General features: G+C 70.8%; 20 protein-coding genes. 6 read left to right on the forward strand and 14 right to left on the reverse strand.

The genetic code is table 11. The features are described 5' to 3' along the window. Positions 1–69 precede the first annotated feature (69 nt). From OG322_RS12915 to OG322_RS12940, 6 genes are all read right to left on the reverse strand, one after another. Entirely contained in the window at positions 70–468 is a 399-nt protein-coding gene (locus tag OG322_RS12915; protein WP_123461221.1) for a cytidine deaminase, read from the reverse strand. After that, positions 465–1,730, reverse strand: a complete 1,266-nt coding sequence (locus tag OG322_RS12920; RefSeq protein ID WP_123461220.1) for an ABC transporter permease — start codon at positions 1,728–1,730, stop codon at positions 465–467. The genes OG322_RS12915 and OG322_RS12920 overlap by 4 nt, the downstream gene beginning before the upstream one ends. Further along, complete coding sequence (locus OG322_RS12925) at positions 1,727–2,845, reverse strand: ABC transporter permease (RefSeq protein WP_123461219.1); 1,119 nt, start codon at positions 2,843–2,845, stop codon at positions 1,727–1,729. Before OG322_RS12925 ends, OG322_RS12920 begins: the two co-directional genes overlap by 4 nt. Continuing rightward, positions 2,845–4,371: an ABC transporter ATP-binding protein gene (locus OG322_RS12930; protein WP_123461218.1), complete on the reverse strand. Its 1,527-nt coding sequence runs from the start codon at positions 4,369–4,371 to the stop codon at positions 2,845–2,847. Before OG322_RS12930 ends, OG322_RS12925 begins: the two co-directional genes overlap by 1 nt. A 313-nt stretch (positions 4,372–4,684) precedes the next feature. Beyond that, entirely contained in the window at positions 4,685–5,734 is a 1,050-nt protein-coding gene (locus OG322_RS12935) for a BMP family lipoprotein (protein WP_329306429.1), read from the reverse strand. Between the two features lie 138 nt (positions 5,735–5,872). Continuing rightward, the gene (locus OG322_RS12940) at positions 5,873–7,123 is read right to left on the reverse strand and encodes an amidohydrolase (RefSeq protein ID WP_398911738.1); all 1,251 of its coding nucleotides are present in this window, start codon (positions 7,121–7,123) and stop codon (positions 5,873–5,875) included. Positions 7,124–7,439: 316 nt separating this feature from the next. On the opposite strand from OG322_RS12940, the gene OG322_RS12945 reads away from it, so the two are divergent. After that, positions 7,440–7,781, forward strand: a complete 342-nt coding sequence (locus OG322_RS12945) for a hypothetical protein (protein WP_124284868.1) — start codon at positions 7,440–7,442, stop codon at positions 7,779–7,781. Between the two features lie 224 nt (positions 7,782–8,005). Here OG322_RS12945 and OG322_RS12950 read toward each other — a convergent pair whose 3' ends face one another. Continuing rightward, positions 8,006–11,032, reverse strand: a complete 3,027-nt coding sequence (locus OG322_RS12950; RefSeq protein ID WP_241200111.1) for a S8 family serine peptidase — start codon at positions 11,030–11,032, stop codon at positions 8,006–8,008. A 282-nt stretch (positions 11,033–11,314) separates the two neighbouring features. Between OG322_RS12950 and OG322_RS12955 the strand changes: the two genes are divergently transcribed. Beyond that, positions 11,315–12,295, forward strand: a complete 981-nt coding sequence (locus OG322_RS12955; protein ID WP_329306430.1) for a helix-turn-helix transcriptional regulator — start codon at positions 11,315–11,317, stop codon at positions 12,293–12,295. A gap of 285 nt (positions 12,296–12,580) precedes the next feature. Continuing rightward, positions 12,581–13,846 carry a M48 family metallopeptidase gene (locus OG322_RS12960; RefSeq protein WP_329306431.1) on the forward strand — a complete coding sequence of 422 codons (1,266 nt, stop codon included), beginning with the start codon at positions 12,581–12,583 and terminating at the stop codon, positions 13,844–13,846. Between the two features lie 18 nt (positions 13,847–13,864). Here the strand turns inward: OG322_RS12960 and OG322_RS12965 are convergent, their stop codons facing one another. The 3 genes from OG322_RS12965 to OG322_RS12975 all read right to left on the reverse strand — a co-directional run bounded on the left by OG322_RS12965 (position 13,865) and on the right by OG322_RS12975 (position 16,238). Then, on the reverse strand, positions 13,865–14,206 hold the full coding sequence (locus tag OG322_RS12965) for a hypothetical protein (protein ID WP_123461214.1): 342 nt from the start codon (positions 14,204–14,206) through the stop codon (positions 13,865–13,867). Between the two features lie 120 nt (positions 14,207–14,326). After that, positions 14,327–15,541 (reverse strand): helix-turn-helix transcriptional regulator, encoded by a 1,215-nt coding sequence (locus OG322_RS12970; RefSeq protein WP_123461213.1) that lies wholly within the window; start codon positions 15,539–15,541, stop codon positions 14,327–14,329. A gap of 145 nt (positions 15,542–15,686) precedes the next feature. Continuing rightward, a complete protein-coding gene (locus OG322_RS12975; RefSeq protein ID WP_124284866.1) occupies positions 15,687–16,238 on the reverse strand; it encodes a hypothetical protein in 552 nt (183 codons plus the stop codon). Positions 16,239–16,480: 242 nt separating this feature from the next. Here OG322_RS12975 and OG322_RS12980 point away from each other — a divergent pair, with 242 nt between their 5' ends. Next, positions 16,481–16,720, forward strand: a complete 240-nt coding sequence (locus OG322_RS12980) for a type II toxin-antitoxin system Phd/YefM family antitoxin (RefSeq protein WP_123462388.1) — start codon at positions 16,481–16,483, stop codon at positions 16,718–16,720. 119 nt (positions 16,721–16,839) lie between these two features. Here OG322_RS12980 and OG322_RS12990 read toward each other — a convergent pair whose 3' ends face one another. The 4 genes from OG322_RS12990 to OG322_RS13005 form a co-directional block, all read right to left on the reverse strand. Then, complete coding sequence (locus OG322_RS12990; protein ID WP_123461211.1) at positions 16,840–17,898, reverse strand: hypothetical protein; 1,059 nt, start codon at positions 17,896–17,898, stop codon at positions 16,840–16,842. Between the two features lie 11 nt (positions 17,899–17,909). Further along, positions 17,910–18,845, reverse strand: a complete 936-nt coding sequence (locus tag OG322_RS12995) for an N-acetylneuraminate synthase family protein (RefSeq protein WP_124284865.1) — start codon at positions 18,843–18,845, stop codon at positions 17,910–17,912. 11 nt (positions 18,846–18,856) lie between these two features. Beyond that, positions 18,857–20,101: an acylneuraminate cytidylyltransferase gene (locus tag OG322_RS13000; RefSeq protein WP_123461209.1), complete on the reverse strand. Its 1,245-nt coding sequence runs from the start codon at positions 20,099–20,101 to the stop codon at positions 18,857–18,859. A gap of 65 nt (positions 20,102–20,166) precedes the next feature. Next, complete coding sequence (locus OG322_RS13005; RefSeq protein ID WP_123461208.1) at positions 20,167–21,555, reverse strand: DUF6716 putative glycosyltransferase; 1,389 nt, start codon at positions 21,553–21,555, stop codon at positions 20,167–20,169. 220 nt (positions 21,556–21,775) lie between these two features. On the opposite strand from OG322_RS13005, the gene OG322_RS13010 reads away from it, so the two are divergent. Both OG322_RS13010 and OG322_RS13015 read left to right on the forward strand, forming a co-directional pair. Beyond that, positions 21,776–22,756: a glycosyltransferase family 2 protein gene (locus OG322_RS13010; RefSeq protein ID WP_123462386.1), complete on the forward strand. Its 981-nt coding sequence runs from the start codon at positions 21,776–21,778 to the stop codon at positions 22,754–22,756. After that, positions 22,753–24,126: a polysialyltransferase family glycosyltransferase gene (locus OG322_RS13015; RefSeq protein WP_123461207.1), complete on the forward strand. Its 1,374-nt coding sequence runs from the start codon at positions 22,753–22,755 to the stop codon at positions 24,124–24,126. The genes OG322_RS13010 and OG322_RS13015 overlap by 4 nt, the downstream gene beginning before the upstream one ends. The last annotated feature ends 42 nt before the right edge of the window (positions 24,127–24,168 follow it).

The following is a 24,168-nucleotide window of genomic DNA, read 5'->3' on the forward strand; positions in this document are numbered from 1 at the left end:
GCGCATAGAGGATGAGAGAACCGCCGGACGGGCAGGAATTGGCCCGTCCGGCGGTGGGGAGTCGCGTCGCTAACCGAGGTGGGACGGTCCGAACGCCTGCGGGAGCATCTCGTCGAGGGTGCGGAAGCCGTCCGGGGTCTCCAGGACGAGTTCCGGCCCACCGAACTCGTGCAGCAGCTGTCTGCACCTGCCGCACGGCACCAGGATCTCGCCCGCCCCGTCCACGCAGGTGAAGTGGGTCAGCCGGCCGCCGCCGGTGGCGTGCAGCTGGGAGACCAGTCCGCACTCGGCGCACAGCCCGATGCCGTACGAGGCGTTCTCGACGTTGCAGCCGACGATCGTGCGGCCGTCGTCGACCAGGGCGGCGACGCCGACCGGGTAGCCCGAGTAGGGCGCGTACGCCCGGGACATGGCCTCCCGGGCGGCGGTCCGCAGGGCGTCCCAGTCGGCTTCGGTGACCGTGGTCATTTCCCTTCACCTCTGCGGTAGATCACACCGTCCGCCTTCGGCATCCGCAGCCGTTGCGCGGAGAGCGACAGCACCAGGAGCGTCGTGACGTAGGGCGCCATGTCGACGAACTGGCTGGGCACCTGGTCGGTCAGCGCGTACCAGGTGAACAGCAGCGCGGAGATCGCGGCGGAGATCACGGCGGCCACGTACTTCTTGCGGTACAGCTGCCAGAACACCACGATCACGAGCAGGATCGCCAGCAGCAGCAGCATCGCGTGGACGTTCTCGGCACCGCCGCGCAGCTTGAGGCTGTCGGTGAAGCCGAAGAGACCGGCGCCCAGCGCCATTCCGCCCGGCATCCAGTTACCGAAGATCATCGCGGCGAGACCGATGTAGCCGCGGCCGCCGGTCTGGTTCTCCTGGTAGATGCCGGTGGAGACGATGGCCAGGAAGGCGCCGGCGAGCCCGGCCATACCGCCGGAGGTGATGACGGCGATGTACTTGTACTTGTAGACGTTCACGCCGAGCGTCTCGGCGGCGATCGGGCTCTCGCCGCAGGAGCGCAGCCGCAGACCGAACGCCGTGCGCCACAGCAGCCACCAGGTGCCGGGGACGAGCAGGATGGCGACCACGGTCAGCCAGGACAGGTTGGTGACCACGCCCCCGACGACGCCGGCGATGTCGGATACCAGGAACCAGTGTTTCTGCTGGAGGTCCTGCAGCCAGTCGGACAGCCCCGGAATGGTGATTCTGTCGATCGCTTCGATCCGCGGGGACTGCTTGGAGGAACCGCCCTCGACGCCGTCGAACGCGAAGTTGGAGAGGTAGCGGGTCAGGCCGACGGCGAGGATGTTGATGGCCACACCGGAGACGATGTGGTTCACGCCGAAGGTGACGGTGATGACCGCGTGCAGCAGACCGCCGAGGGCGCCGCCGAGGATGCCGAAGAGGACACCCACCCAGGGACCCCACTGGAATCCGGCCCAGGCACCGAACCAGGTGCCAAGGATCATCATGCCTTCGAGGCCGATGTTCACGACGCCCGCGCGCTCGGCCCACAGACCGCCGAGCCCCGCCAGGCCGATCGGGACGGCCAGTTCCAGCGCACCGGAGACCTGCCCCACCGACGTCACGTCGTTGGCGCCGCTGATCAGGCGGACCAGCGAGACCAGCGCGAGGCCGCCCGCCACGATCAGCAGGACGACGGGCAGGGTGAGCTTGCGGCGGCCGCCGCCCTTCTTGGGGGCGACGCTCGCGGCGGAGACTTTGCTGGCGCTCACAGTGCGGCCTCCTTCTCGGTCGTGAGGGCATGGCCGGCTGCGAGTTCCTCGCCGACCTTCTGCTGTTGACGGCGGATTCCGTAGCGGCGGACGAGCTCGTAGCTGACGACGACCGAGATCACGATCAGGCCCTGCATGATCGTGGCGATCTCCTTCTCGTACCCGAACTGGTCGAGCGAGGCGGAGGTCTTGTCCAGGAAGGCGATCAGCAGTGCGCTGAAGGCGATGCCCAGCGGATTGTTACGGCCGAGCAGGGCGATGGTGATTCCGGTGAATCCGATGCCGGTCGGGAAGTCGAGGCTGTACGTGTGGGTGTCACCCAGCAGCGTCGGCATGCCGGCGAGGCCCGCGATCCCCCCGGAGAGCAGCATCGAGGTGAGGATCATCTTCTTCGCGTCCACACCCGATGCCTGGGCGGCGCTCTCGCTCTCGCCCGTGGCCCGGAGGTCGAAGCCGAAGCGGGTGCGGTTCAGGACGAACCAGTAGACGACGCCGCACGCGGCCGCGACGAAGGTGAACCCGTAGATCTCCCCCGCTTCGGCGCCCATGGACAGACCCGGGAACCAGCCGGACTCCGGGAGGTCGCCGGTGGTCAGGTTGTTGGAGCCGGCCGGCTGCTCACCGAAGTTCTTCGGCAGGATCAGCCAGGCGATCAGTGCGGTCGCGATCGAGTTGAGCATGATCGTCGAGACGACCTCGCTCACCCCGCGGGTGGTCTTCAGGAATCCCGCGATGCCCGCCCAGAAGGCACCGACCAGCATCGCGACGATGACGATCAGGGCGATCTGGAACGGTCCGGGAAGGCTGACGCTGGCACCGACGAGCGCCGCCACCATCGCCGCGAGCCGGTACTGGCCGTCGACGCCGATGTTGAAGAGGTTCATCCTGAACCCGATCGCCACCGCGAGCGCCGCGAGGTAGTAGGTGCCGGCCTGGTTGATGATCAGGACCTGCACGTCGGCGTAGGTCGCCGCGTCGAACATCAGCCGGTACGGCTCGAACGGGTTCTTCCCCGACGCGAGCAGCACCACGGTGGTGAGCGCGAAGGCCACGACCAGGGCGAGAACCGGGCCGGCGAAGCCCAGGATCAGCCGGTCCTTGTCGAACTTCTTCATCAGGCGTCGTCCTCCGGTGCTGCCTCGAGATGGCCGGTGGCGGCACCGGTCATGGCCGAGCCCAGTTCCTCCGGCGTGATGGTGGCGGGATCGGCGTCCGCGACCAGCCGGCCGCGGTACATGACACGCAGCGTGTCGGAGAGCCCGATCAGCTCGTCCAGGTCCGCCGAGATGAGCAGGACCGCGAGTCCCTCACGGCGCGCGGCACGGATCTGGTCCCAGATCTGCGCCTGCGCGCCGACGTCCACACCACGGGTCGGGTGCGCGGCGATCAGCAGCTTCGGGTCGTGGCTCATCTCCCGGCCGACGATCAGCTTCTGCTGGTTGCCGCCCGACAGGGAACCGGCCGTGACCTCGATGCCGGGCGTGCGGACGTCGTACTCGCGCACGATCCGCTCGGTGTCCGCGCGGGCCGCCTTGATGTCGAGCAGCCCGCGCCGGCTGTTCGGCCGCTCGGTGACGTGCCCGAGGATCCGGTTCTCCCAGAGCGAGGCGTCCAGCAGCACGCCGTGGCGGTGCCGGTCCTCGGGGATGTAGCCGATCCCGCTCTCGCGGCGCTTGCGGGTGGGGAGGCGCGAGATGTCGTCCGTGTCGAGGGTGATCACCCCGCCGTCGAGTGCCCGCATGCCGACCAGCGCCTCGATCAGCTCGGTCTGCCCGTTCCCCTCGACCCCGGCGATGCCCAGGACTTCGCCCTTGTGGATGGTGAAGCCGACGCCGTCGAGCACGTTGCGCACGACGCCGTCGGGGTCGGTGACGGAGAGCGCGAGGCCCTCGACACGCAGCATCGGAACGTCGGTGACCGTGGATTCACGGGTTTCCGGCGAGGGCAGCTCGCTGCCCACCATGAGCTCGGCGAGCTGCTTGGTGGTGGTGTTCGACGGGTCCGCCGTGCCGACCGTCGTGCCCCGGCGGATCACCGTGATGTCGTCGGCCACGGACAGGACCTCGCCGAGCTTGTGCGAGATGAAGATGACCGTCAGCCCCTCGGCCTTGAGCTCGCGCAGGTTGTCGAAGAGCGCGTCGACCTCCTGCGGGACCAGGACGGCGGTCGGCTCGTCGAGAATGAGGATGCGGGCGCCCCGGTAGAGGACCTTGAGGATCTCGACCCGCTGCCGGTCGGCGACACCGAGGTCCTCGACGAGGGAGTCGGGCCGGACGCCGAGACCGTACGCGTCGGAGATCTCCATGATCTTCCTGCGCGCCGCGGCCCCGATCCCGTGCAGCTTCTCGCCGCCGAGAACCACGTTCTCCAGAACCGTGAAGTTGTCGGCCAGCATGAAGTGCTGGTGCACCATGCCGATGCCGCGCGCGATGGCGTCGGCCGGACTGCCGAACACCACCTGGTCGCCGTCGACCGTGATGGTTCCCTCGTCCGGCCTCTGCATGCCGTAAAGGATCTTCATCAGGGTGGACTTGCCGGCACCGTTCTCTCCGACCAGGGCGTGGACCGTGCCCTTGCGGATGGTGATGTCGATGTCGTGGTTGGCGACGACACCGGGGAAGCGCTTGGTAATGCCGTGCAGTTCTACGGCCGGGGGGCTGCTGGACGCGTTGATGACACACTCTCCTTAGCCGGACAGGAGCGGGGGCGGGGGGCAAGGGCGGGGTGAAGTTATCGCGCCAGAGGTTGGTCTACACGCGTAGTGCCACCGAATCGACATTCACGTGCGCGCGCAGACCCGAAACGTCCGGTTCCGGGGCCCTGCAAGGAGACGCTGCGATGGGTGGGACTTCTTCAGGACTTCATCAGGACTTCTCCGGAGAACACCCCGGGGCCCGGAGCTGCGTTGGTGCGCGCTCCGGGCCCCGGGAAGTCCAGCCGTCGAGCAGAGGCCGTTACGGGGTGGTCTTGACGGTGACCGAACCGTCGATGATGGCCTTCTTCGCCTTGTCGACCGCGGCGATCACGTCGGTCATCTTGGTGAACGCCGGGTTGGAGTCGGCCAGGCCGACGCCGTTCTTGTCCAGGCCGTAGCGGATCTCACCGGTCTGCGGCTTGCCGTCCTTCACTGACTTGATCAGATTGAAGACGGACCCGGAGACGTCCTTGGTGACCGAGGTCAGGATCTGGTCCTTGTAGGCCGCGAGACCCTTCTGGTTGTACTGGTCGGAGTCCACACCGATGGCCCACTTGCCGGCCTTCGCGGTGGCCTCGATCGAGCCCGAGCCGGCGAGACCGGCTGCCGCGTAGACGACGTCGGCCTTCTTGTCGAGCTGCCCCTGGGCGGCGGCCTTGCCGAGGTCGGGCTTGGAGAAGCCGTCGAAGTTCGGCGGCTGGGTCAGGTACTGCGACAGGACCTTCACCGACGGGTCGGTGTCCTTGACGCCCTGCTCGTAGCCCGCCTGGAACTTCTTGATCAGCGGCGTCTCCACGCCACCGATGAAGCCGACGGTCTTCGTCTTGCTGACCTTGGCCGCGGCGACGCCCGCGAGGTACGAGCCCTGCTCCTCGTTGAAGACCAGGTTGGCGATGTTCTTACCGGTCACCGAGGCGTCGTCGATGATGCCGAAGGTGGTCTTCGGGAACTTCGGCGCGACCTTCTTTATGGCGGGCGCGTAAGCGAAGCCGACACCGATCACGGGGTTGTTGCCGGCGCGGGCCAGCGTGGTGAGCCGCTGAACCTTGTCGGCGTCCGACTCGCCGTCCGACGGCTCGGCCTCGGTGCCCTTGACACCGAGATCCTTCTCCGCCTTGACCAGCCCGACGTAGGCGGCGTCATTGAACGACTGGTCGCCGCGCCCACCGATGTCGTAGGCGAGCGCGATCTTGTCTCCCTTCGAGTCGGAGCTGGTGTCCGACGACGATTTACCGCCACATGCGGTGACGCTTAGGGCAAGCGCCGCGGACGCAACGCCCACGGTGGCAATCCTGGTGATCCGGCGCAAGGGAAGGCTCCTTCAAACCTGACCGAAGCGCCTCTTCCGGCGCTGGTTTCGCCGCGATCGTAACGCGCGTAGATGTCAGATAAAGCCCTGTACGGAAGCTGTTATCGGATCGTCGCGAACCGGGGGTGACCTGTCCGGTTACAGATGATTACCGTCGAGCAACGCAGAGGCGGTGAAGAGCTCCACGCCAACGGTGATCGCCTCCTCGTCCACGTCGAAGTTGCCCCGGTGCAGGTCCAGACCACGGGCGTCGCCGGGGGTACGCACCCCGAGCCGCGCCATCGCGCCCGGCACATGCTCCAGATACCAGGAGAAGTCCTCCCCGCCCAGGCTCTGCTCGGTGCTCTCGATCGCATACGAACCGCGGCGGGCGGACATGGCGGCGGTGAGCAGTCCGGTCGCGGCGGCGTCATTGACCACGGGCGGGACGCCCCGGATGTAGTTGATCACCGTCTTGGCCCGGTACATTCCGGCCACCTCGTCGATCGCGGCGTGCACCAGATCCGGGGCATCCCGCCAGGCCGCCAGATCCAGGCAGCGGACGGTGCCCGACAGCTCGGCGTGCTGCGGGATCGCATTGCAGACGTGCCCGGTCTGCAGCCGCCCCCAGGTCACCGCGAGCCCGGCCCGCGCGTCGACCCGGCGGGCCAGCAGCGCGGGGACCTCGGTGGCCACCTTGGCGGCGGCGGTGACCAGGTCGGTGGTCAGGTGCGGGCGGGCGGTGTGGCCGCCGGGCCCGTCCAGGGACAGCTCCAGCCGGTCGCAGGCGGAGGTGATCGCCCCGACCCTCAGCCCGATCCGCCCCACGTCGACCTTCGGGTCGCAGTGCACCCCGATGATCCGGCCGACGCCCTCCAGCACCCCGCACTCGATCGTGTCGGTCGCTCCGCCGGGCAGCACCTCCTCGGCCGGCTGGAAGATCAGCCGCACCGGGTTGGGCAGCAGCCCCTGCCGGTCCAGCTCGGCGAGCACGAGGCCGGCGCCGAGCACGGTGGTGGTGTGGATGTCGTGCCCGCAGGCGTGCGCCCGGTCGGGCACGGTGGAGCGGTACGGGACGCCCGTCTTGGTGTCCGGGATCGGCAACGCGTCGATATCGGCGCGCAGCGCCAGCATGGGCCGCGTGGCCTCGCTCCGCGTCCCCACGTCGCAGATGAGCCCGGTCCCGGAGGCGAGCACCCGGGGCTCCAGCCCCGCCAGCTCCAGCCGGGCCTTGATGGCCGCGGTGGTGCGGAACTCCTGGTTGCCGAGCTCGGGGTGCATGTGCAGATCACGCCGGAAGGCGATCAGCTCGGCGCGCAGCGCTTCGGGCAGTGTGCCGGGCAGTACGCGGCCGCCCTGGCTCACGCCGTCGCCCCCGGGCAGGTCGGCATCGGACTCACAGGAGATCAACTGGTTCACCCGTTGAAGGGTAGGCCCCGTGACGCCTCAACGGGCCACAGATCAAGAAAAGTTCAGCCACACAGAGGAGAAAGAACCCGCGGTAGCGTTTTGCGCGAGCGCCCGACGGGTAAAACGCGCCCGCGCCACTCCCAGGGGGCCCGCCCGCACTGGAACCAGTTCCCGCCGGCCAGCTATCACGCGCCCCCACTGCACTCAACCTCCCGCAGGGTGAATCACGCTTCGCTCCGAGGGCCGATGTTGACCACCGTCTCTCCCTGCGAGCCTGCTCCGGGGCCTTTCGGCTCCTCCAACGGGAGGGATTGTCATGAACAAATACCGCGCTAGGGCCGGAGTCTTAACTTCCGCCGTCGCCCTGCTGGCCTCAGGCGTCACGCTGGGCCTCGCGCCCGCCGCCGAAGCGGTGACCAAACCGAGCAACTGCAGCGCCTACGTCAGCCACGGCGACCTGAATGACGCGGTCGCCTGGTGCGACAAGGGGAATGGATCATGGTACGTGCAGGCCAAGTGTGCCAGCGCGGGCCGTGTGAACGGGCCGTACCGCGGCAGCAAGGGCTGGCGCAAGGGCGCCACCGCAGCGGCTTCGGTCCTTGATTGCGGAACCAACGCCTGGCCTGTCGAGCTGAAGGTCGTCAACATCAGCGGCTGATGCCCGTGGCGGTGTGCCGGTGCCGGACGTCATCGGTTCCAGACGCATCGCCTGCCCGGCCGTCGGGCCCGTCGCCGAAATCACCGCGCCGCATCCGGCGGGGCTCCGTCAGCCTCGCCTGGCCCGGCGCACGGGGAACAGAGCCGGCCCGGTACTCCATCGGTGGCGGGCATGGCTCTGCGGTGGCGGCGCAGTCGCGCCGCCACCGCTTCCGTGGGCCGGGGTCAGTTGAGGGTCAGGAAGGTGCCCGCGCCGTTGGAGTACTCGATCCAGGCGGTGGACCGGGCGTCCGACGGCACGCCCGACCAGGCGGCGGTCAGGTCGATCGGGGCACCGGGGGTCACCCGGGCGCGGCCGGGCGCGACGGTGACCGTGCCGGTGGCCGGGCTGTTCTCGGTGATGTTGTTCGCCTGATACGTGTACGGAGTGACGCTCTCCCCGGTGCCGGTCTCGTCGAGGGCGACCACGGCCACGAAGATCTTCTCGGCGTCCGGCTGCGGCAGATTGATGGTGGCGGTTCCGCTGCTGTCGAGGTCGGCGAACGCGACGTCCCGCAGTGCGCCGTCGAACATCCGTCCCCAGACGACGCCGCCGATGTTGCCGTCGGCAAGGTCGAAGTGGACCGAGATCTGGGAGGCCTTGGTGCCGGCCGGGACGGCCGCCTCGTAGTAGATCTCACCGGTTCCGGTCAGGGTGCCCTTGGTGAGGGGCGAGGAGACGGGGCCGTAGGCGGTGGCGACGAAGGTGTCGGTGGCCGGGGTGACGGAGTAGGTGTTCTCGCCGTCGGTGCCGGTGCCCTTGACCTCCGCGGGGGCGTGGACGCTCTGCGGGGTGACGACGATCGGGCTGCGGACCGTGGTGCGGCCGGAGGTCCAGGTCAGCGAACCGGTGTCGACGGCTCCCGCGCGCGCGGTGGTCACGTCGAGCTTGACGGTGAAGGTGCGCTTCTGCCCGGCGTGGCTGAAGTGCAGGACGGACGGGGAGACCTTGGCCTTGATGCCGGGGAGGTCGACCTTGGCACGGTAGGTGCCCGCCGAGGTGGCGGTGACCGTGCGGGTGACGGTCTGGGTGCCGAAGAGCTCACCGATCGCGATGGAGGGGTAGTTGAGGTCGCTGGGGTCGATGGCCTTGGTGCCGGTCCTCGTGTCGATGCCGACGCCTTCGAGGTAGGCGAGCCAGTCCCGTTCGGTGGAGTCGTAGACGAGTCCGGGCCGGAGCATGGTCCGGGCCTCGACCTCGCCGGCGCCCTGGGCGAAGACGTCGTCGCTGTTCTTGCCGTCGGAGGTCTTGGTGGGCGACGCGGTCGTCATCATGGCCGACTTGATGCTCATGGGAGACCAGGTGGGGTGCTCGGAGAAGTAGAGGGCTGCGAGGCCGGCGATGTGCGGGGTGGCCATGGAGGTGCCGGAGTAGAAGTCGAAGTCGCGGCCGTGGTTACCGGGCGGGGCCACCGCGGCGAGGATGGTGGCGCCGGGCGCGGTGATGTCGGGCTTGAGCAGGTCGCCGTTGCCGGCGAGGGAGGGGCCGCGCGAGGAGAAGCCCGTGACCTGCGGGTAGGTGGCGCTGCCGGTGCCGCCGCGGGTGAGGGTTGCGGTGGCGTTGCCCGTGGCGGCGTAGTCGCGCACGGTGGTGGCCTCGGGGACGTTCAGGTGGACGGTCGGTACGGAGTGCAGGTCGCCGTCGGTGCTGTCGTCGTGGATGTTGACCAGCACCATGCCGAGACCGCCGGCCCTCTTGACCTCGGCGGACTTGTCGGCGCGGGCGATGGTGCCCCGGTCGCAGACGACTATCTTCCCGGCGGCGAGTGCGGGGTCGAGGGTGCCCGTGACACAGAGGTCGGCATCGGCGGTGTCGGCGCCGGCGGCCTTGACCGCGGCGGCGCGGACGAGAGGCGCGGAGCCGACGGTGTTGTGCACGCTGGTGCTGATACCGGCGTAGCTCTTCCCGTTGCCGAGGGTGACGGTTCCGGTGTACGGGGCGATGGTTCCGGCGGCGACGGTGGTGGTCCAGGGGGCGGTGTTGTCGAGGCTGGAGGCGTCGGGACCGGCGTTGCCCCCGGCGGTGGCGACGAAGACTCCGGCGGCGGCGGCGTTGCGGAGCGCGGTCTGCGACGGGTCGTCGTAGTCGCTTTCGAACTGGGCGCCGAGGGAGTAGTTGATGACGTCCACGCCGTCGGCGACGGCCTGGTCGATGGCGGCGACGAGGTCGCTGGTCAGGCCGCCGCTCTGCGTGCCGTCCTTGCTCTCCCAGAGGGCCTTGTAGACGGCGACGGCAGCGGCGGGGGCGACGCCGGAGATGGCGCCGAAGTCATCGCTGCCGACGGTGGCACGGACGTTGGCGTTGCCGGCCGCGGTCGATGCGGTGTGAGTGCCGTGGCCCTCGCTGTCGCGGGGAGAGATGTAGCCGGCGCGGTTGGACTCGGGAACCCCTTGGAGCCAGCCCTTGGCGAAATAGCGCGCGCTGATGATCTTCTCGTTGCAGTCGGCGGCGGTGAAGCCGTCGCCGGTCTGGCAGGTGCCGGTGAAGGTGGCACCGTCGGCCTTGTGCATGACGGTGGTGGTGCCGTCGCGGTAGGGCCGGTAGCGGTCGTCCTTGGCGGGCTTCCCGGTGGGCTTCTTGCCGGAATTTCCGGTGGGCTTCCTGGTCGTGAGCGCGGGGGCCTTGAAGGAGGCGCTCTCGGGCCAGATGCCGGTGTCGATGTCGCCGATGACGATGCCCTTGCCCGCCTTGGCGCTACCGCCGAGGGAGGCCCACAGACCCTTTCGGCCCGAGAGGCCGAGGAAGTCGGTGGAGTTCTTGTCGTCGGTGGCGTGGTGGAGCCGGTCCGGGGCGATGCCGGTGACGCCCTTGGTGGCGGCCAGCCGGACGAGCTGGCGGGCGTTGAGCTGAGCACTGAAGGTGTTGGTGGTGACGGCGTAGTGCTGGCGGACCGTGGCGCCGACCGTCTTGGCGACGTGGGCCTGTTCGTCGATCAGGTGGGCGCGGTAGCGCTTGGCATCGGCCGTGGTGACGTCGAGTTTCCTGCCCTGGACGGGTCTGGTGGCGGGAATGTCGTCGATGCTGCCGTCGTAGGTGACGAGAGGCTGGTCGGCGAGGGTGACCAGGTAGGCGCCGGCAGCGAGGGGACCGGCGGGGCCTGCGGCGGTGGCGGGGGCGGCGAGGGGCAGGCCGAGAGCGGCGAGGGTGGTGGTGAGCAGAGCGCCGATGGTGCCGCGTCGTATGCGGGACGCTCTTCGTGGCTGAGGTGTCACGCGATTCCTCACAGGGGTTCGGGCATGCCGGGCAGGCGAGCGGGGAGGGCTCGCCTCGCGGGGCGTGGGCCGACGGCTGGGGTGGGCAAACCGCCGCTCACGTGGAGTGATTGACCGGCGATCCCCCAGGAGTGAACGCTGTGCGATCACTTGATGTCCAGATAATCTGATGGCGTGTTTGGCCTGGTGACCAAACGCGCCATCGGCGAAGGGACGGTCGGTGACTGACTGCCCGTCCCGGTCCGGGGGCGCCCCCCACACGGGTGGCAGGGGAGGCTGGTTGTGCTGGAAGCAGTGGGCGTGAGCCCGTTCGACGAGGGTGTGTACCGGGCGGTGCTGTCGGGCTCGCAGAGCGCGGTGCGTGATCTCGCGGAGAGCGCGGGGGCCGGGGTGGCACGCACGGGACAGGCGCTCAAGCGCCTCGCCGTCCTGGGGCTGGTACAGCGGGTGGGGCGGAGCCAGTGGGAGGCCGTGAGTCCGCAGTCGGCGTTGTCGGCGTTGCTGAACCGGCGCCGCTCGGAGGTGGAGACCGCGTTCGCGGGAGTGGAGACGGGGTTCGCCGATCTGCGTCGCCTGCACCGGGCCGGGCAGTTGCGGTCGGACCCGGGCTCCCTGGTGGAGGTGCTGACGGGCCGGGAGGTGATGATGCGGAAGATCGAGGAGTTGAGCCGGTCCGTCACCACCCATCTGTGGACGTTGGACAAGCCGCCCTATCTGGAGCAGGTGGGGCAGCCGCACTTCGATGAGCGGAATTCGGCGACGACTCGGGAGTGGGCGGAGCGCGGGGTGGACATCCGGGGGGTGTACTGCCTGGAGTCGATCGAGCCGCCCGGGCGATTGGGGACGATTCTCAATCTGGCGGCGGCCGGGGAGCGCTCGCGGCTGTTGCCGCATCTTCCGCTGAAGGCGCGGATCGTGGACCGGCGGGTTGCGGTGGTTCCGCTGGCGGGGGGCAGCAAGGATTCCATCGTGCTGGTGCATCCCTCGGGCTTGCTGGACGGGCTGATGGAGCTGTTCGAGGCGTACTGGGAGCGGGCCGAACCGCTGCTCTCCGAGGGACCGGATGTGGTGGAGGGACCCAGCGAGGAGGAGCTGGTGCTGGTGCGGTTGCTGCACTCCGGCTACAAGGACCAGGCGATCGCGCGTCAGTTGGGCGTGAGTGTGCGGACGGCGACGCGCCGGGTGGCCGCGTTGATGCAGAGGCTGGACGCGGGAACGCGGTTCCAGGCCGGGGTGAAGGCGCGGGAGCGGGGCTGGGTGTGAGGCCTGGTGTCGGCGGGGCGGGCGTCGTGGGCGAGCGCCGCGCGGGGCGGGGAACGGGCCGGGTAGCGGGCCGGGGCGTTGAGGATCGTGACTCGTGCGGTGCCGTGCACGCCCGGGTCGAACCGGGGCGAGGGGAGACTCCTCCGGCTTCTTCCGGGCCGAACTCCCTGTACGCCGCCCGGACTCGCGGCTTACGCTGCGTCGTTGCCGTCGAAAGCGGATGCGCCTTTGACATACACCTGAGCGGTTCCTGGTAGGGGCCGTCGGACGAGGGGGGCCTCAGCAGTGCTCGGCACCGTGGAGGAGCGCGTTCAGTCATGCCCGGAGTGCGGGGAGGAGATCCGGACGGACCACCGGTTCGTACCGTGGTGTGCCGCCTGCGACTGGAATGTGGACCCGGGTGAGCCCGAGGAGCCGGGCGGGCGGCTGGAGGCCCTGCGGCGCAGGCTGGCCCGGGAGCACGGGGAGCGGCTGCTGGCCGAGGTGACGACGGACGAGGCCCTGCGCCCCCGGCGCGACGCGGCGAGTGTCCTCGCCCTGGCGCTGGCGTCGGCCGTCCACGGCTTCACGGCCGCGCTGTTCGTCGGCGGAGTGCTGCTGGTCGTTCTCGGCTGGGGCGGCGCGCTCCCGGCCCCCGGCGCCCTGTGCCTGCTCATCGCCTGGCTTCTGCGCCCCCGGTTCTCGCACCTGCCCGAGGACGAACAGGTGCTGTACCGGTCGGACGCGCCCGAGCTGTTCGCCTTGATCGACGAGATCGGCGGGACGGTGGGGACGACCGGGGTGCACGCGGTCGCGGTCAACGGAGAGACCAACGCGAGCGTGTCGACGTACGGCCTGCGGCGCCGCAGGCTGCTGACCATCGGTCTCGGCCTCTGGGAGATGCTCACCACCGGTCAGCGGATCGCACTGCTGGGCCACGAACTCGGCCATTACGCAGGCGGCGACACCCGGCACGGCCTGGTCATCGGAAACGCGCTCGCCTCGTTGCGCACCTGGCTCTACCTGCTGAGCCGGATCGAGAGCCCCACGGCCCCCGAAGCCGTGCTGAACGCCCTCTATCTGCTCCCCCGCGGCGCGGTGCTCGGCGCCGCGATGGCCCTCGACCACCTGACCCTGCGCGCCACCCAGCGCGGCGAGTACCTGGCCGACTCCTTCGCCGCCCGGTGCGGCTCGACGGAGGCCGCCGTCGGGCTGATGGACGCGCTGATGGTCTCCGGCTCCGCCGATGCCACCCTGCTGCGCGAGTCCAACGCGCTGCGCGGCCACCGCGGGGCGGCCGGTGACGCCGAGAGCGGCCTGTGGGACAGGCTGGCCGCCCATACGGAGTCCATTCCGGCGAGCGAGTACGAACGCCAGCGCCGCCGGGGCGCCCTGCGCGGGCACAGCGTCGACTCCACGCACCCCCCGACCCACCTGCGCCGATCCCGGCTACTGGCCGTCGCCGCCCTGCCGGCGGCGGTCACCGTGGACACGGCGCGCGGTTCCGCGGTGCGGACCGAACTCTCGGGGGCACGGAAGCTCGTGGCGCGCCGCATCCTGAACGGCGGGTAGTTCCGGCCGGGGCGCGCGTCACCCACGAGGTGATCGGTGACCGTCCGCGACGCTCGACCCGGTCGCGTCCTCCGCGCTCCCGTGCAGCCGGTTCCCACGGCTCACGGCGACGCACACAACGTCCCGCAGCGACTCGGTGAGCCGGCCTGCGAGGTAGCGGACCTGCCCGGGGTCGGCCTCCGGATCGGCCAGCATGTCCCGCGCGTGCTCGATCAGCCCCATTCCCATGCCGAGCTGCACCGCCTCGATCCGATCCGCTGCCCGGGACACGGGGCCGGGTGCCTCAGGATCGGTGATCAGCAGACACGTCCTGCCGTCGGCGCCGGTCCAGGGCAGCACGCGGGTGACAGGAATCGGCATGGAGAGCTGCTTTCGTCGAAACGGCACGCTTCTGATGCCGAAGAAACTAGGTCTGCCAGCAGGGCATCACCAGGGACACCCCGTGCGACTTCCCGGTACGCCTGGGACAGGGCGTCCTACTCAGCCCTCAAGGCCCAGTCGGCCCGCGAGATCCGACACCGGGGAGACACGGCGCCGCTCTCCGCCTCGCAGATCGGACACGAGGCGTCGGCTCGTCGAGTGGTAACGCATCCACTCCGGTGCGATCCGCTCGGCCGTCAGCAGCGCGCGCACCGCGCCGTCCGCATTGTTCAGCTCCGCGTGCGCCAGAGCCCGGTCGACGTGAAAGCGTGCGAGCCAGGTCGGCGGGAGGGAACGCAGATCCGGGACGGTACGGGCCGTACGGAGCGCCTCGGCGCTGTCCTCCATTTCGACCAGGAAGTTGACCTTGGCCACACCCACGTTCGTCGGCCCGAACGGAGTCGCGTAGTCGAGTCGGTCCGCGCCGATACGGGCGGCCGCCGCGCTCACCAGGGTCAGCAGTTCGCGCACGGTGTCGTGGCGGCCGGCGCGCACCGCTGCCGTCGCCGCCCGGAGCAGGAGAATCCCCCAGAGCGACAGTTCGACCGGCTGGGACCGGAACGTCGGCTCGACGCGCTCGGCGGTGACCGTGGCGAGCCGTTCGGCATCCGCCAGCCTGCCCTGCCGGGTGAACACCCAGGCGAGACTGGAGATCCCCGCGGTCTCCAGGTGCGGGTCGTTCCCCTTGCGCGCGGCCTCCGTCGCCCGCTCCAGCGCGGTGAAGCCCGCGTCCTCCTTGCCGAGTGCGGTCAGTGTGGTGGCGGCAACCTGATATGCCTCGGCCAGCACCGAGTACGCTGCCGCCGCATCCGCGCCGCTGTGCGCGCGTACGGCCGCTCTCGCATCGCGGATCAGCTGCGGCAGCAGCAGACCGATCTCACCGATGCGTCCCTCCCGCCGGACGAGCTCCGTGGACCGCAGCGCCGCCCGTAACTGCGTAAGCGTGGGCGGCTCCTCGGGGTCGGACTCCTCCCCCAGCAGATCGGCGACCGGCGAGAGCACCTGTCGCAGAGCCAGCACCGAGGGCTGGTCCTGTTCGCCGCGCACCTCGAATGTGGAGGGCTGCCCGACGAGCACGGACGGCTCGACATCCAGGGCGCGTGCCAGGGCGTTGAGGGTCGTGAGCCGCGCAGTGCTGCGTACGCCCTGTTCGAGTTTGCGGACGACGTCGACCGAGACTCCCGCGCGCTCGGCGAGCCTCTCCTGTGTCAGCTTTCGCCGCAGCCGCAGCCGGGCGATCCGGTCACCGATACCGGGCTCCTCGTGGAACTCCATGGCCGCCACCCGCGAAACTGGTCCGAGTCCGACTCACCACGATACGCCCGGGGTTGGGCCGTGGCGGGGCACCGAAGTCCGATGGGCGCTCCACCATGCCGTGCGAAGGTCGAGCCGCCGTCGTCGCAGGAGTGCGGGACCGCCGTCAGTCCGGCAGCCCGCGGCGCACCGGGAAGAGGGCCAGTCCGATGCACAGGGCTCCCGCCGTCAGCAGGTCCAGGCTCACGGCCATCATGACGGTCCCGGCCAGCACCAGCAGCGGGGACCAGGCCGGGACGTCGTCGCGGCGGAGGAACGCGAGCAGGGTGACGAGCGCCAGCAGCCCGAACCAGAACAGCATCGGCACCGCCGTGTAGACCACAGGCATAACACCGGGCACGTCCTGCACCTTCTCGAACATGTCGCTCATGGCCCGGTCGTCCGCCGCGACGAACCCGACCGCCAGGTCGATCACCGCCTGGACCGCCACCGCGGCCACCCCCAGCAGCCCGGCCCCGGCCGCCACCCGGACCCCGGCCCGTCCGGCGCCACGTACCCCGTCCGGCACCCGCAGGCCCCGGAAGACCGGAACGAACGCGAGCACCCCGGCCAGGAACAGCAGGTGCGCCACCGACCACCACACCCCGGGCCCGTAGTCCCCCACCGCCCGCCCGGCCAGCCGCACCAGTCCGTAGCCGGCCATCAGGGCTGGGCCCAAGAGGAAAACCCTTGCGGTGGAGCCATCTTGACGTTGCGTCATGTCCGTGGTCTGCATGCTTCGATGATCGTCTCGGTGTGTCGCTGGCCGCTATCGGGGATGACCCCGGGCCGACCCTGGTCCGGATGCCCGCGGCACCTGGGGGTGGACTCGGGGTCGGCGGCCGGAGCGAGTCCGCTCGCCGCGGCTTAGGCTTGGTCAAGTGGTTGGTCCACCTATCGATCCGGCACTGCGAGGCAGCCGTGGAAGCAGCGCGTCAGCACAACGTCCATGAGGCCAAGACACACCTCTCGCGCATCCTGGAGCAGGTGGCCACCGGCGAGGAAGTGGTGATCTCCGAAGCCGGGGAACCGGTGGCCAAGGTTGTGCCGCTCCGGGCCCGGGTGAACCGGACCGGGCGCGGGTCACTGCGGGGGCAGATCCGCATCGGGGACGACTTCGACGAGCTGCCGGACGGCATGATCCCTTCGACCGGATACTGATCGCGCAGGCTCAGACCGAGGGGATGACCATCCTGACCCGGGACAAGTGGATCCCCTCCTACGACGTACAGGTCATGCCCGTCCGACCCTGCCCGGACGGCCGGGCGCGTCCGCCCGGCTCACGCCTCCCTGGCCACCGCAGTCGCCCGCCAGGGCGCCAGCCGCTGGACGTCGCGGGCCGTCTCCGTGACCCCCGCGAGGAAGCCCTGGGCCCGCGGGGACGCCGTTTCGCGGAGCCACTCCGGGGCGATGTCGCAGACCGCGACCTTCACGTCGGTGCCGACCAGGGCCAGGGGCAGGGTGTGGACCACCGTGGAGGGGAAGCTCAGCACCGTGCGGCCGATCGGGCCGCGGCGGGCGATGAGTTCCAGCGGGAGATCGGGGCGGACGATCTCCAGGCCGGTGGCGGCTTCCAGGGCGTGGAGCTTCTCGGTGGACTCGCGGCGGTGGGCGAAGTAGCGGGTGGCGCCGTGGGTGCGGGCCAGTTCCGCGACCGCTTCCAGGTACGGGGCCCGGTCGACCACGCCGGTCTCCACCAGGGAGGTGCCGACCAGGTCCGCGCCCTTGGTGAGCAGCGGCGGGCCGAAGCGGGAGCGGGTCCAGGAGAAGGTGTTGGGGATGAGGGTGATGCCGGGCGGCGGGATCACCGGCATCGCGGTGAAGAGTTCGACCTCGCGGACCGCGGACGGGGTGAAGCGGCGGCGGGCGGTGGCGGTGACCGGGGCCAGGACCAGGTCACGGGGGCTCGATCCGCCGCGGCGGTGCCAGCGGGTGAGGCGTTCGCCGCGGGTCAGCTGGGCGACGAACTCCATGGTGGCGGTGCCGTCGTCCACCACGGTGAGGCGGCGGGGGCGGACCAGGGTGAGCAGCAGCTGTACGTAGCGGCTGAACGGGTCCCCGATGACGATGTGGTCGGCGTTGCGGACGAGCCGGGTCAGGGCGCGCAGCGACTTCAAGGGGGTGCCCGAGTCGCCGCGCGCCTCCTGCCAGCGCACGGTGACGCCCTCGTCGCGGGCCAGCTCCGCCATCCGGCGCAGCTGACCGCGCGACATCGGGTCGACCGGAGGGAGGACGACGACGGTGACGTCCGCGAGGACGCGGCCGCCGCCTCCCTCTGTGTAGGCCCACTCCAGGACGTTCAGGAGCTGGACCGGGCTCTCGACGAAGGCGAGGTTCACCGGTCGGCCCGTCAGACCGCGACCGGCTCGGCGGCCTGGGCCGCGTCACCGCTCTCCGCGACGACACCCGGGACCCGGCGGAGCTTCTTCATCGGGCCGAGCTCCGACTCGTACACCTTCTTGACACCGTCGCCGAGCGAGGCCTCGATGGTGCGGATGTCGCGGACGAGGCGGGTCAGGCCCTGCGGCTCGACGGACGCGGCCTGGTCGGAGCCCCACATCGCGCGGTCGAGGGTGATGTGGCGCTCGACGAAGGCGGCGCCGAGGGCGACGGCGGCCAGCGTGGTCTGCAGGCCCGTCTCGTGGCCGCTGTAGCCGATCGGGACGTTGGGGTACTCCTGCTGGAGGGTGTTGATGACCCGGAGGTTCAGCTCCTCGGCCTTCGCCGGGTACGTCGAAGTGGCGTGGCAGAGCAGGATGTTGTCCGAGCCGAGCACCTCGACCGCGTGGCGGATCTGGCGCGGGGTCGACATGCCGGTGGAGAGGATCACCGTGCGGCCGGTGGCGCGCAGCGAGCGAAGCAGCTCGTCGTCGGTGAGGGATGCGGAGGCCACCTTGTGGGCGGGGACGTCGAACTTCTCCAGGAAGGCGACGGCCTCGGTGTCCCACGGGGAGGCGAACCAGTCGATGCCGCGCTCGGCGCAGTGCTCGGAGATGGCCCGGTACTCGGTCTCGCCGAACTCCACGCGGTGGCGGTAGTCGATGTACGTCATCCGGCCCCAGGGGGTGTCGCGCTCGATGTCCCACTGGTCGCGCGGGGTGCAGATCTCCGGGGTGCGCTTCTGGAACTTGACGGCGTCGCAGCCGGCCTCGGCGGCCGCGTCGATCAGCGCGATGGCGTTGTCGAGGTCGCCGTTGTGGTTGATGCCGATCTCGCCCGTGACGTAGACGGGGTGGCCGGGGCCCGCGGTGCGGTCGCCGAGGGTGCGCAGTCGGGAGGTGTTCATGAGAGTGGTCCTTACTTGGTGGGGGTGGAGTCGGTGGGGGTGGAGAGGTGGTCGGTGAGGGTGGGGCCCAGCAGCCAGGCCGCGATCTCGCGGATGGCGCCGAAGCCGCCGGGGGTGGTCGTCACGGCGCGCGCCGCGGCGCGTACCGAGTCGTGGGCGCTCGCGACGGCGACGGGCCAGCCGGCGAGTGCGAAGCAGGGGAGGTCGTTGACGTCGTTGCCGACGTACATGACGCGTTCGGGGGCGATGGACTGCTCGTCGCACCACTGCTTGAGCGCGAGGTCCTTGCGGTCGATGCCGTGCAGGACGGGGACGCGGAGCTTGTGGGCGCGGGCGGCGACGACCGGGTTCTGTTCCGTGGAGAGGATCAGGAGGGGAAGGCCCGCCTTGCGCAGCGCGGCGATGCCGAGTCCGTCGCCCCGGTGGACGGCGACCGTTTCGCGGCCGTCGGCGTCGATGAGGACCCGGTCGTCGGTCTGGGTGCCGTCGAAGTCCAGGACGACCGCGTCGATGTCCTCGCGGGTGGGCAGCGGCGCCGGGTCCAGGAGCGGGGCGAGGGCGCGGGCGCGGGCCAGGTCGTGCGGGTCGTCGATCTCCAGGACCCGGGCCGGGTCGGTGCGCACCAGCGCGGTGTGACCGAAGAAGCGGTGGCGGTGGGTGCGGAAGCCGGCCGCGTCCATCGCGTAGGCGGCGCCGGTCTCCAGCAGGTCCTCGGGGCGGTCCTGGCGGCGGGGCCGGACCGACTTGTCGTGGTTGACGCCGTAGTTGTGGTCCTCGACCGCGCTGCCGTCGCGCCACAGGAAGCCGTGGAACGGGGCGACGGTGACGGCCGTGTCGGCGCCGTCCCGGGCGACCGCGGCGGCGACGCCGTCGATGTCCTCGCGGGCGACGAAGGGGCTGGTGCACTGGACGAGGAGGACGACGTCCACGCTCCGGCCGTGCTCGGCCTCGTAGCTGTCCATCGCGTGCAGCACGGCGGCCTCGCTGGTCGCGGTGTCCCCCGCGATGGCCTCGGGGCGCTGCACGCAGTGCACCCGGGCCGCCTCGCCGAGCGCTTCGCCGGCGGCTCGGGCGGCCTCGGCGACGGCCGGGGCGTCGGTCGTCACGACGACGTCCGTCACCTCGGCCGACGCCAGGCAGGCGCGGACCGCGCGGACGACCAGCGCTGCGCCGCCGACCTGGGCGAGGTTCTTGGCCGGTACGCCCTTGGATCCGCCGCGGGCGGGGATCACGGCGAGCACGGTGGGCTGCGTCATCGCTGCTCCATGAGGTGTCGTGGCTCCATGAGGTGTGGTGGCTCCATGAGGTGTCCTGGTGGTGTTCACAACTCGCCCATCCGCCGGATGACCGGGGCGACCCGCTGGACGCCGTGGCGGTACGCGCCCCGGGCCGCGTCCCGGACCGCCTCGCGCACCGCTCCCCTGACCCGGCCGGTCTCCCCGGTCGCGGCGGCACCCGGCAGCGGGTGGCCGTCGGGGGCCAGGTGGTGGCGGGCGAGGATGGCGGGGAGGTAGCCGGGGGCGGTGGCGGGTGTGTAGTAGGGCGCCGGGCCGGGCAGCCGGTCCGCCGCCAGCAGGGCGGTGACCCGGGCCCGTGCGGTGTCGTAGGCGGTGTCGTAGCTGCCGTCGGCGGCGACGCCCTGGCCCGCCAGCCAGCGCTCGTCCGGCCGTGGGTGGGCGCCGCCGTCCAGGTGGTCCCAGGAGGTGAGCAGGCCGGAGCCGATGAAGTGGTGGTTGCCGAGGGTCTCGCGCACTCCCAGGTCGGTGAGGACCGCGGTGGGGATGCGCCGGTGCAGGGATTCCAGGGCGGCGGTCGAGGAGACGGTGACCAGCAGGTCGGTGCGGTCCAGGACCTCGCCCATGTGCCCGTACACCAGGCGGAAGTTGGGCGGGAGTCCGCCGGGCAGCTTCTCGGCGAGCCGCTGGTAGGGGAGTTCCTCGATGTGTGTGGTGTGCTCGCCGGGCTTGGAGCGCAGCTTGAGGAGCACCTCGCGCTTCGGGTGCAGCCTGGCGTGTTCGACGAGCCTGCGCAGCAGGTACGTACGGTCGGCGCGGGAGGCCGGTACGGAGGGCTGGGCGGCGAAGACGACGGTGTCGCGGCCCTGTTCGGGGCGGTACGGGTCGCCGCCGAGGAAGGGCAGGGCGGCCTCCGTGACGGCCGAGGCGTCGGCGCCGACCCCCTCGTACACCGCGCGGAACCGCTCGGCGTCGTGGCGGGAGTTGGCGAGGACGACGTCCGCGCCGTGCCGCAGCAGCAGCCCGTCGGCGAGCTTCTCGTAGACGACGCCGACATAGCCGGTGACGACGACGGGCCTGGCGGGCAGCCGGAGCGCGGCGAGGCCGTGCAGCATCGCCTGGACGGCGCCGCCGACCAGGGCGAGGACCACCAGGTCGTACCCCTCGTCCCGCACGGTGTGCAGGAACTCGACCGCCGTCACCTCGCGCACCCGGTCGGCGGCGATGCCGACGTCGCCGACCTCGGCGAGCTGGCGCGGGGTCGGGGTCGCCCTGCCACGCAGCAGCAGTCCGCTGATCTCCGCCCGGGGCGCGTCCGCACGGGTACCGCCCGAGGTCAGCCGGCGCGCGGTGAGCGCGCCCCACTTCCATCGGGTGTCGGAGTCGGCGAGCACGGCCACCCGGAGCGCCGGGGGCGGCGCATCCGTGGATTCCAGTTCTGCCGGCGAGGCCGAATTGCTGTTACGAGGGGGCACGTCCAAGAAGGTAGGAAGGCCCGGGGGTGAGCAGCCCAACGTGACAGCAACAAAGGGTTAACAGCCCACCGACGATTGCCCAACCTGCCGCCGGGCTCCTTGAACGGGGAGGAAAAGCACCCCGGGGTGCTTACCGGTTCATCATTTCGACGGGTGCCGTTCACCCCGCGTCCGTACGGCCGCAAGGGCGAATGCCCGGCCCGGAACTAGCGTGATGCGGGTGGTTAAGCTCTCCGTCATCGTGCCGTTCTACAACGTGCAGACATACGCCCCCGACACCCTGAGAAGCCTGCGGGCGAACGCCCGCGAGGACTTCGAGTTCATTCTCGTCGACGACTGCTCGACCGACGGGACCGCGGACATGCTGCGGCGCGCGCAGGACGAGATTCCGGGGGTGGTCGTCCGCAGACACGAACAGAACGGCGGACTGGCCACCGCCCGGAACACCGGTCTGGACGCGGCCCGCGGCGAGTACCTCGCCTTCCTGGACGGCGACGACTGGCTCGCCCCCGGTTTCTACGCCGAACTCCTGGCCAGGACCGAGGCGTTGGACTGCGACTTCGTCCGCACCGACCATGTCCAGGCCGACGGCAGGACCCGTACCGTCCAGCGCGTCCCGCACGGCCGCAGGGGCGAGGTGATGGCCCCCCGGGACGCGATCCTGCCCGCCGGGCGCAGCACCTCCGTCGACTACGCGTACGCCTGGGCGGGCCTCTACCACCGTCGGCTGCTGGACCGCGGGCTGCTGCACTTCACGGACGGGCTGCGTACCGCCGAGGACCGGCCGTGGATCTGGCGACTGCACCGCGAGGCGGATTCCTTCGCGGTGCTGGGACTTCTCGGAATCTTCTACCGACGCGGCGTCGCCTCGTCGCTCACCCAGATCGGTGACATGCGCCAGCTCGATTTCATTCGCTCGTTCGACCAGGTCGTACGGGAAACAGCGGCGGACCGCGATGCGCGGGAACTTCTGCCGAAAGCGGTCCGAAACTATTGCGCGATCATTTCCCATCACATGGGTTCGATGGAAAGGTTCGAACCCGCTGTGGCGCGTGCCCTGAAATCGATGAGCGCCGGTGCTCTCGGGCGAATGCCGCAGGATGTGCTGGACGAGGCCCTCGATTCGATGGACGTCAAGCGCGCGACCCTGCTGCGCCGGCTGCGCCGGCGGTCCGCCGCGAAGGAGGTGGCGGCCGCGTGAACAGCAGCCGGGCCCGCACGACGCAGATCTTCTTCGCCTCCACCCTCTACGGCACGGCCACCCTCGCCGCCGCCCTGGACGCGGGCCTCTTCGCGGACGCCGGCCGCCGCGTCCTGCTCGTCTCGAACAACGCGGCGATCCCGGAGACGGCGACCGCCCTCGACGCGATGCCCGGATTCGACGTGCTGCGCGGCCGGTTCGACGACGTCGTGTCGTGGAATGCCACGATCGCCCCGCACCATCCGGGCGGCTGGTCCCCGCGGCCGGACGACGTTCCGCTGTGGGAACGGCATCTGCGCCTGGCCTGGGGACTCGGCGACGACGACATCGAGATCGCGGTGGAGTCGATCCAGGTCGACCCGGCCATGGCGATCGCCCAGATCTTCACCGGTGTTCCGATCGACGTGTACGCGGACGGGCTGATGAGCTACGGCCCGACCCGGAACAAGATCGACCCGCTGGTCGGCACCCGGGTGCGGCGGCTGCTCCATCTCGACCTGGTGCCGGGACTGCGGCCGCTGCTGCTCACGGAGTTCGGCGTGGCACCGCGGATCGTGCCGACCGAGGCCTTCCTCAAGGTGCTCGGTGAGCTGGGCGACGCGCCCGACGTCGCGGCGGGCGTGCCGTCCGTGGAGACTCCCGCGCTGCTGCTCGGCCAGTACCTCTCCGCCCTCGGCCTGATCAGCGCGGCGGAGGAGGAGCAGCTGCATCTGCGGATGATGCGCGGCGCGGTCCGGCTCGGCCACACCCGGCTGGTGTTCAAACCGCATCCGACGGCCCCGGCCCAGTGGTCGCGGGGGATGGCGGCGGAGGCGGAGCGGCTCGGCGCGGAGCTGACCGTGCTGGACGCGGGGGTGCTCACCGCCCCGGTCCTCGCCGAGGTGCTGTACCAGCGGATGCGGCCCGCCCTGGTCGTCGGCTGCTTCTCAACGGCGCTGCTCACGGCGTCCGCGTTCTACGGGCTGCCGGTGGCGCGGGTCGGGACCCGGACGCTGCTGGAGCGGCTGACCCCGTACGAGAACAGCAACCGGGTCCCGGTCACGCTGGTGGACGCGCTGGTGCCGGACCTGGAGGACCACGGCGCGGCCGAGACGGCGCCCGCGGTGGCGCCGGACGGGCTGAACGACCTGGTGAGCGCGGTCGGCTTCGCCATGCAGCCGAAGATTTACCCGGGGCTCCGCCCGGTCGCCGAACGGTATCTCGCCGCCCGTCCCGCGGCCGCGACCCGGCGCTACTTCAAGCGCAGGCGGCTGACCTCGCTCGCACTGCCGGGCGGGGTGCCCGAGCAGTTCGCGTTCCTGCCGCGGAGCGCCGCGGTGCGCCGGGTGGCGCGGCGGGCGAAGGCGCTGCGGCCGGGCGCGCGGCGGTGAGCAGGTCCGTCCGACGGTGACAGCGGATGAGGGGGCGGGACG

Origin of the sequence: Streptomyces sp. NBC_01260, assembly GCF_036226405.1 — a bacterium.
GTDB classification, from domain to species: Bacteria; Actinomycetota; Actinomycetes; order Streptomycetales; family Streptomycetaceae; genus Streptomyces; species Streptomyces laculatispora.

Bases quoted from the DNA above. Each gene is read 5' to 3' on its own strand.
- OG322_RS12965 (WP_123461214.1), bottom strand. From the start codon at position 14,206: ATGCCGATTCCTGTCACCCGCGTGCTGCCCTGGACCGGCGCCGACGGC.
- OG322_RS12995 (WP_124284865.1), bottom strand. From the start codon at position 18,845: ATGAACACCTCCCGACTGCGCACCCTCGGCGACCGCACCGCGGGCCCC.
- OG322_RS12915 (WP_123461221.1), bottom strand. From the start codon at position 468: ATGACCACGGTCACCGAAGCCGACTGGGACGCCCTGCGGACCGCCGCC.
- OG322_RS12945 (WP_124284868.1), top strand. From the start codon at position 7,440: ATGAACAAATACCGCGCTAGGGCCGGAGTCTTAACTTCCGCCGTCGCC.
- OG322_RS12925 (WP_123461219.1), bottom strand. From the start codon at position 2,845: ATGAAGAAGTTCGACAAGGACCGGCTGATCCTGGGCTTCGCCGGCCCG.
- OG322_RS12970 (WP_123461213.1), bottom strand. From the start codon at position 15,541: ATGGAGTTCCACGAGGAGCCCGGTATCGGTGACCGGATCGCCCGGCTG.
- OG322_RS13000 (WP_123461209.1), bottom strand. From the start codon at position 20,101: ATGACGCAGCCCACCGTGCTCGCCGTGATCCCCGCCCGCGGCGGATCC.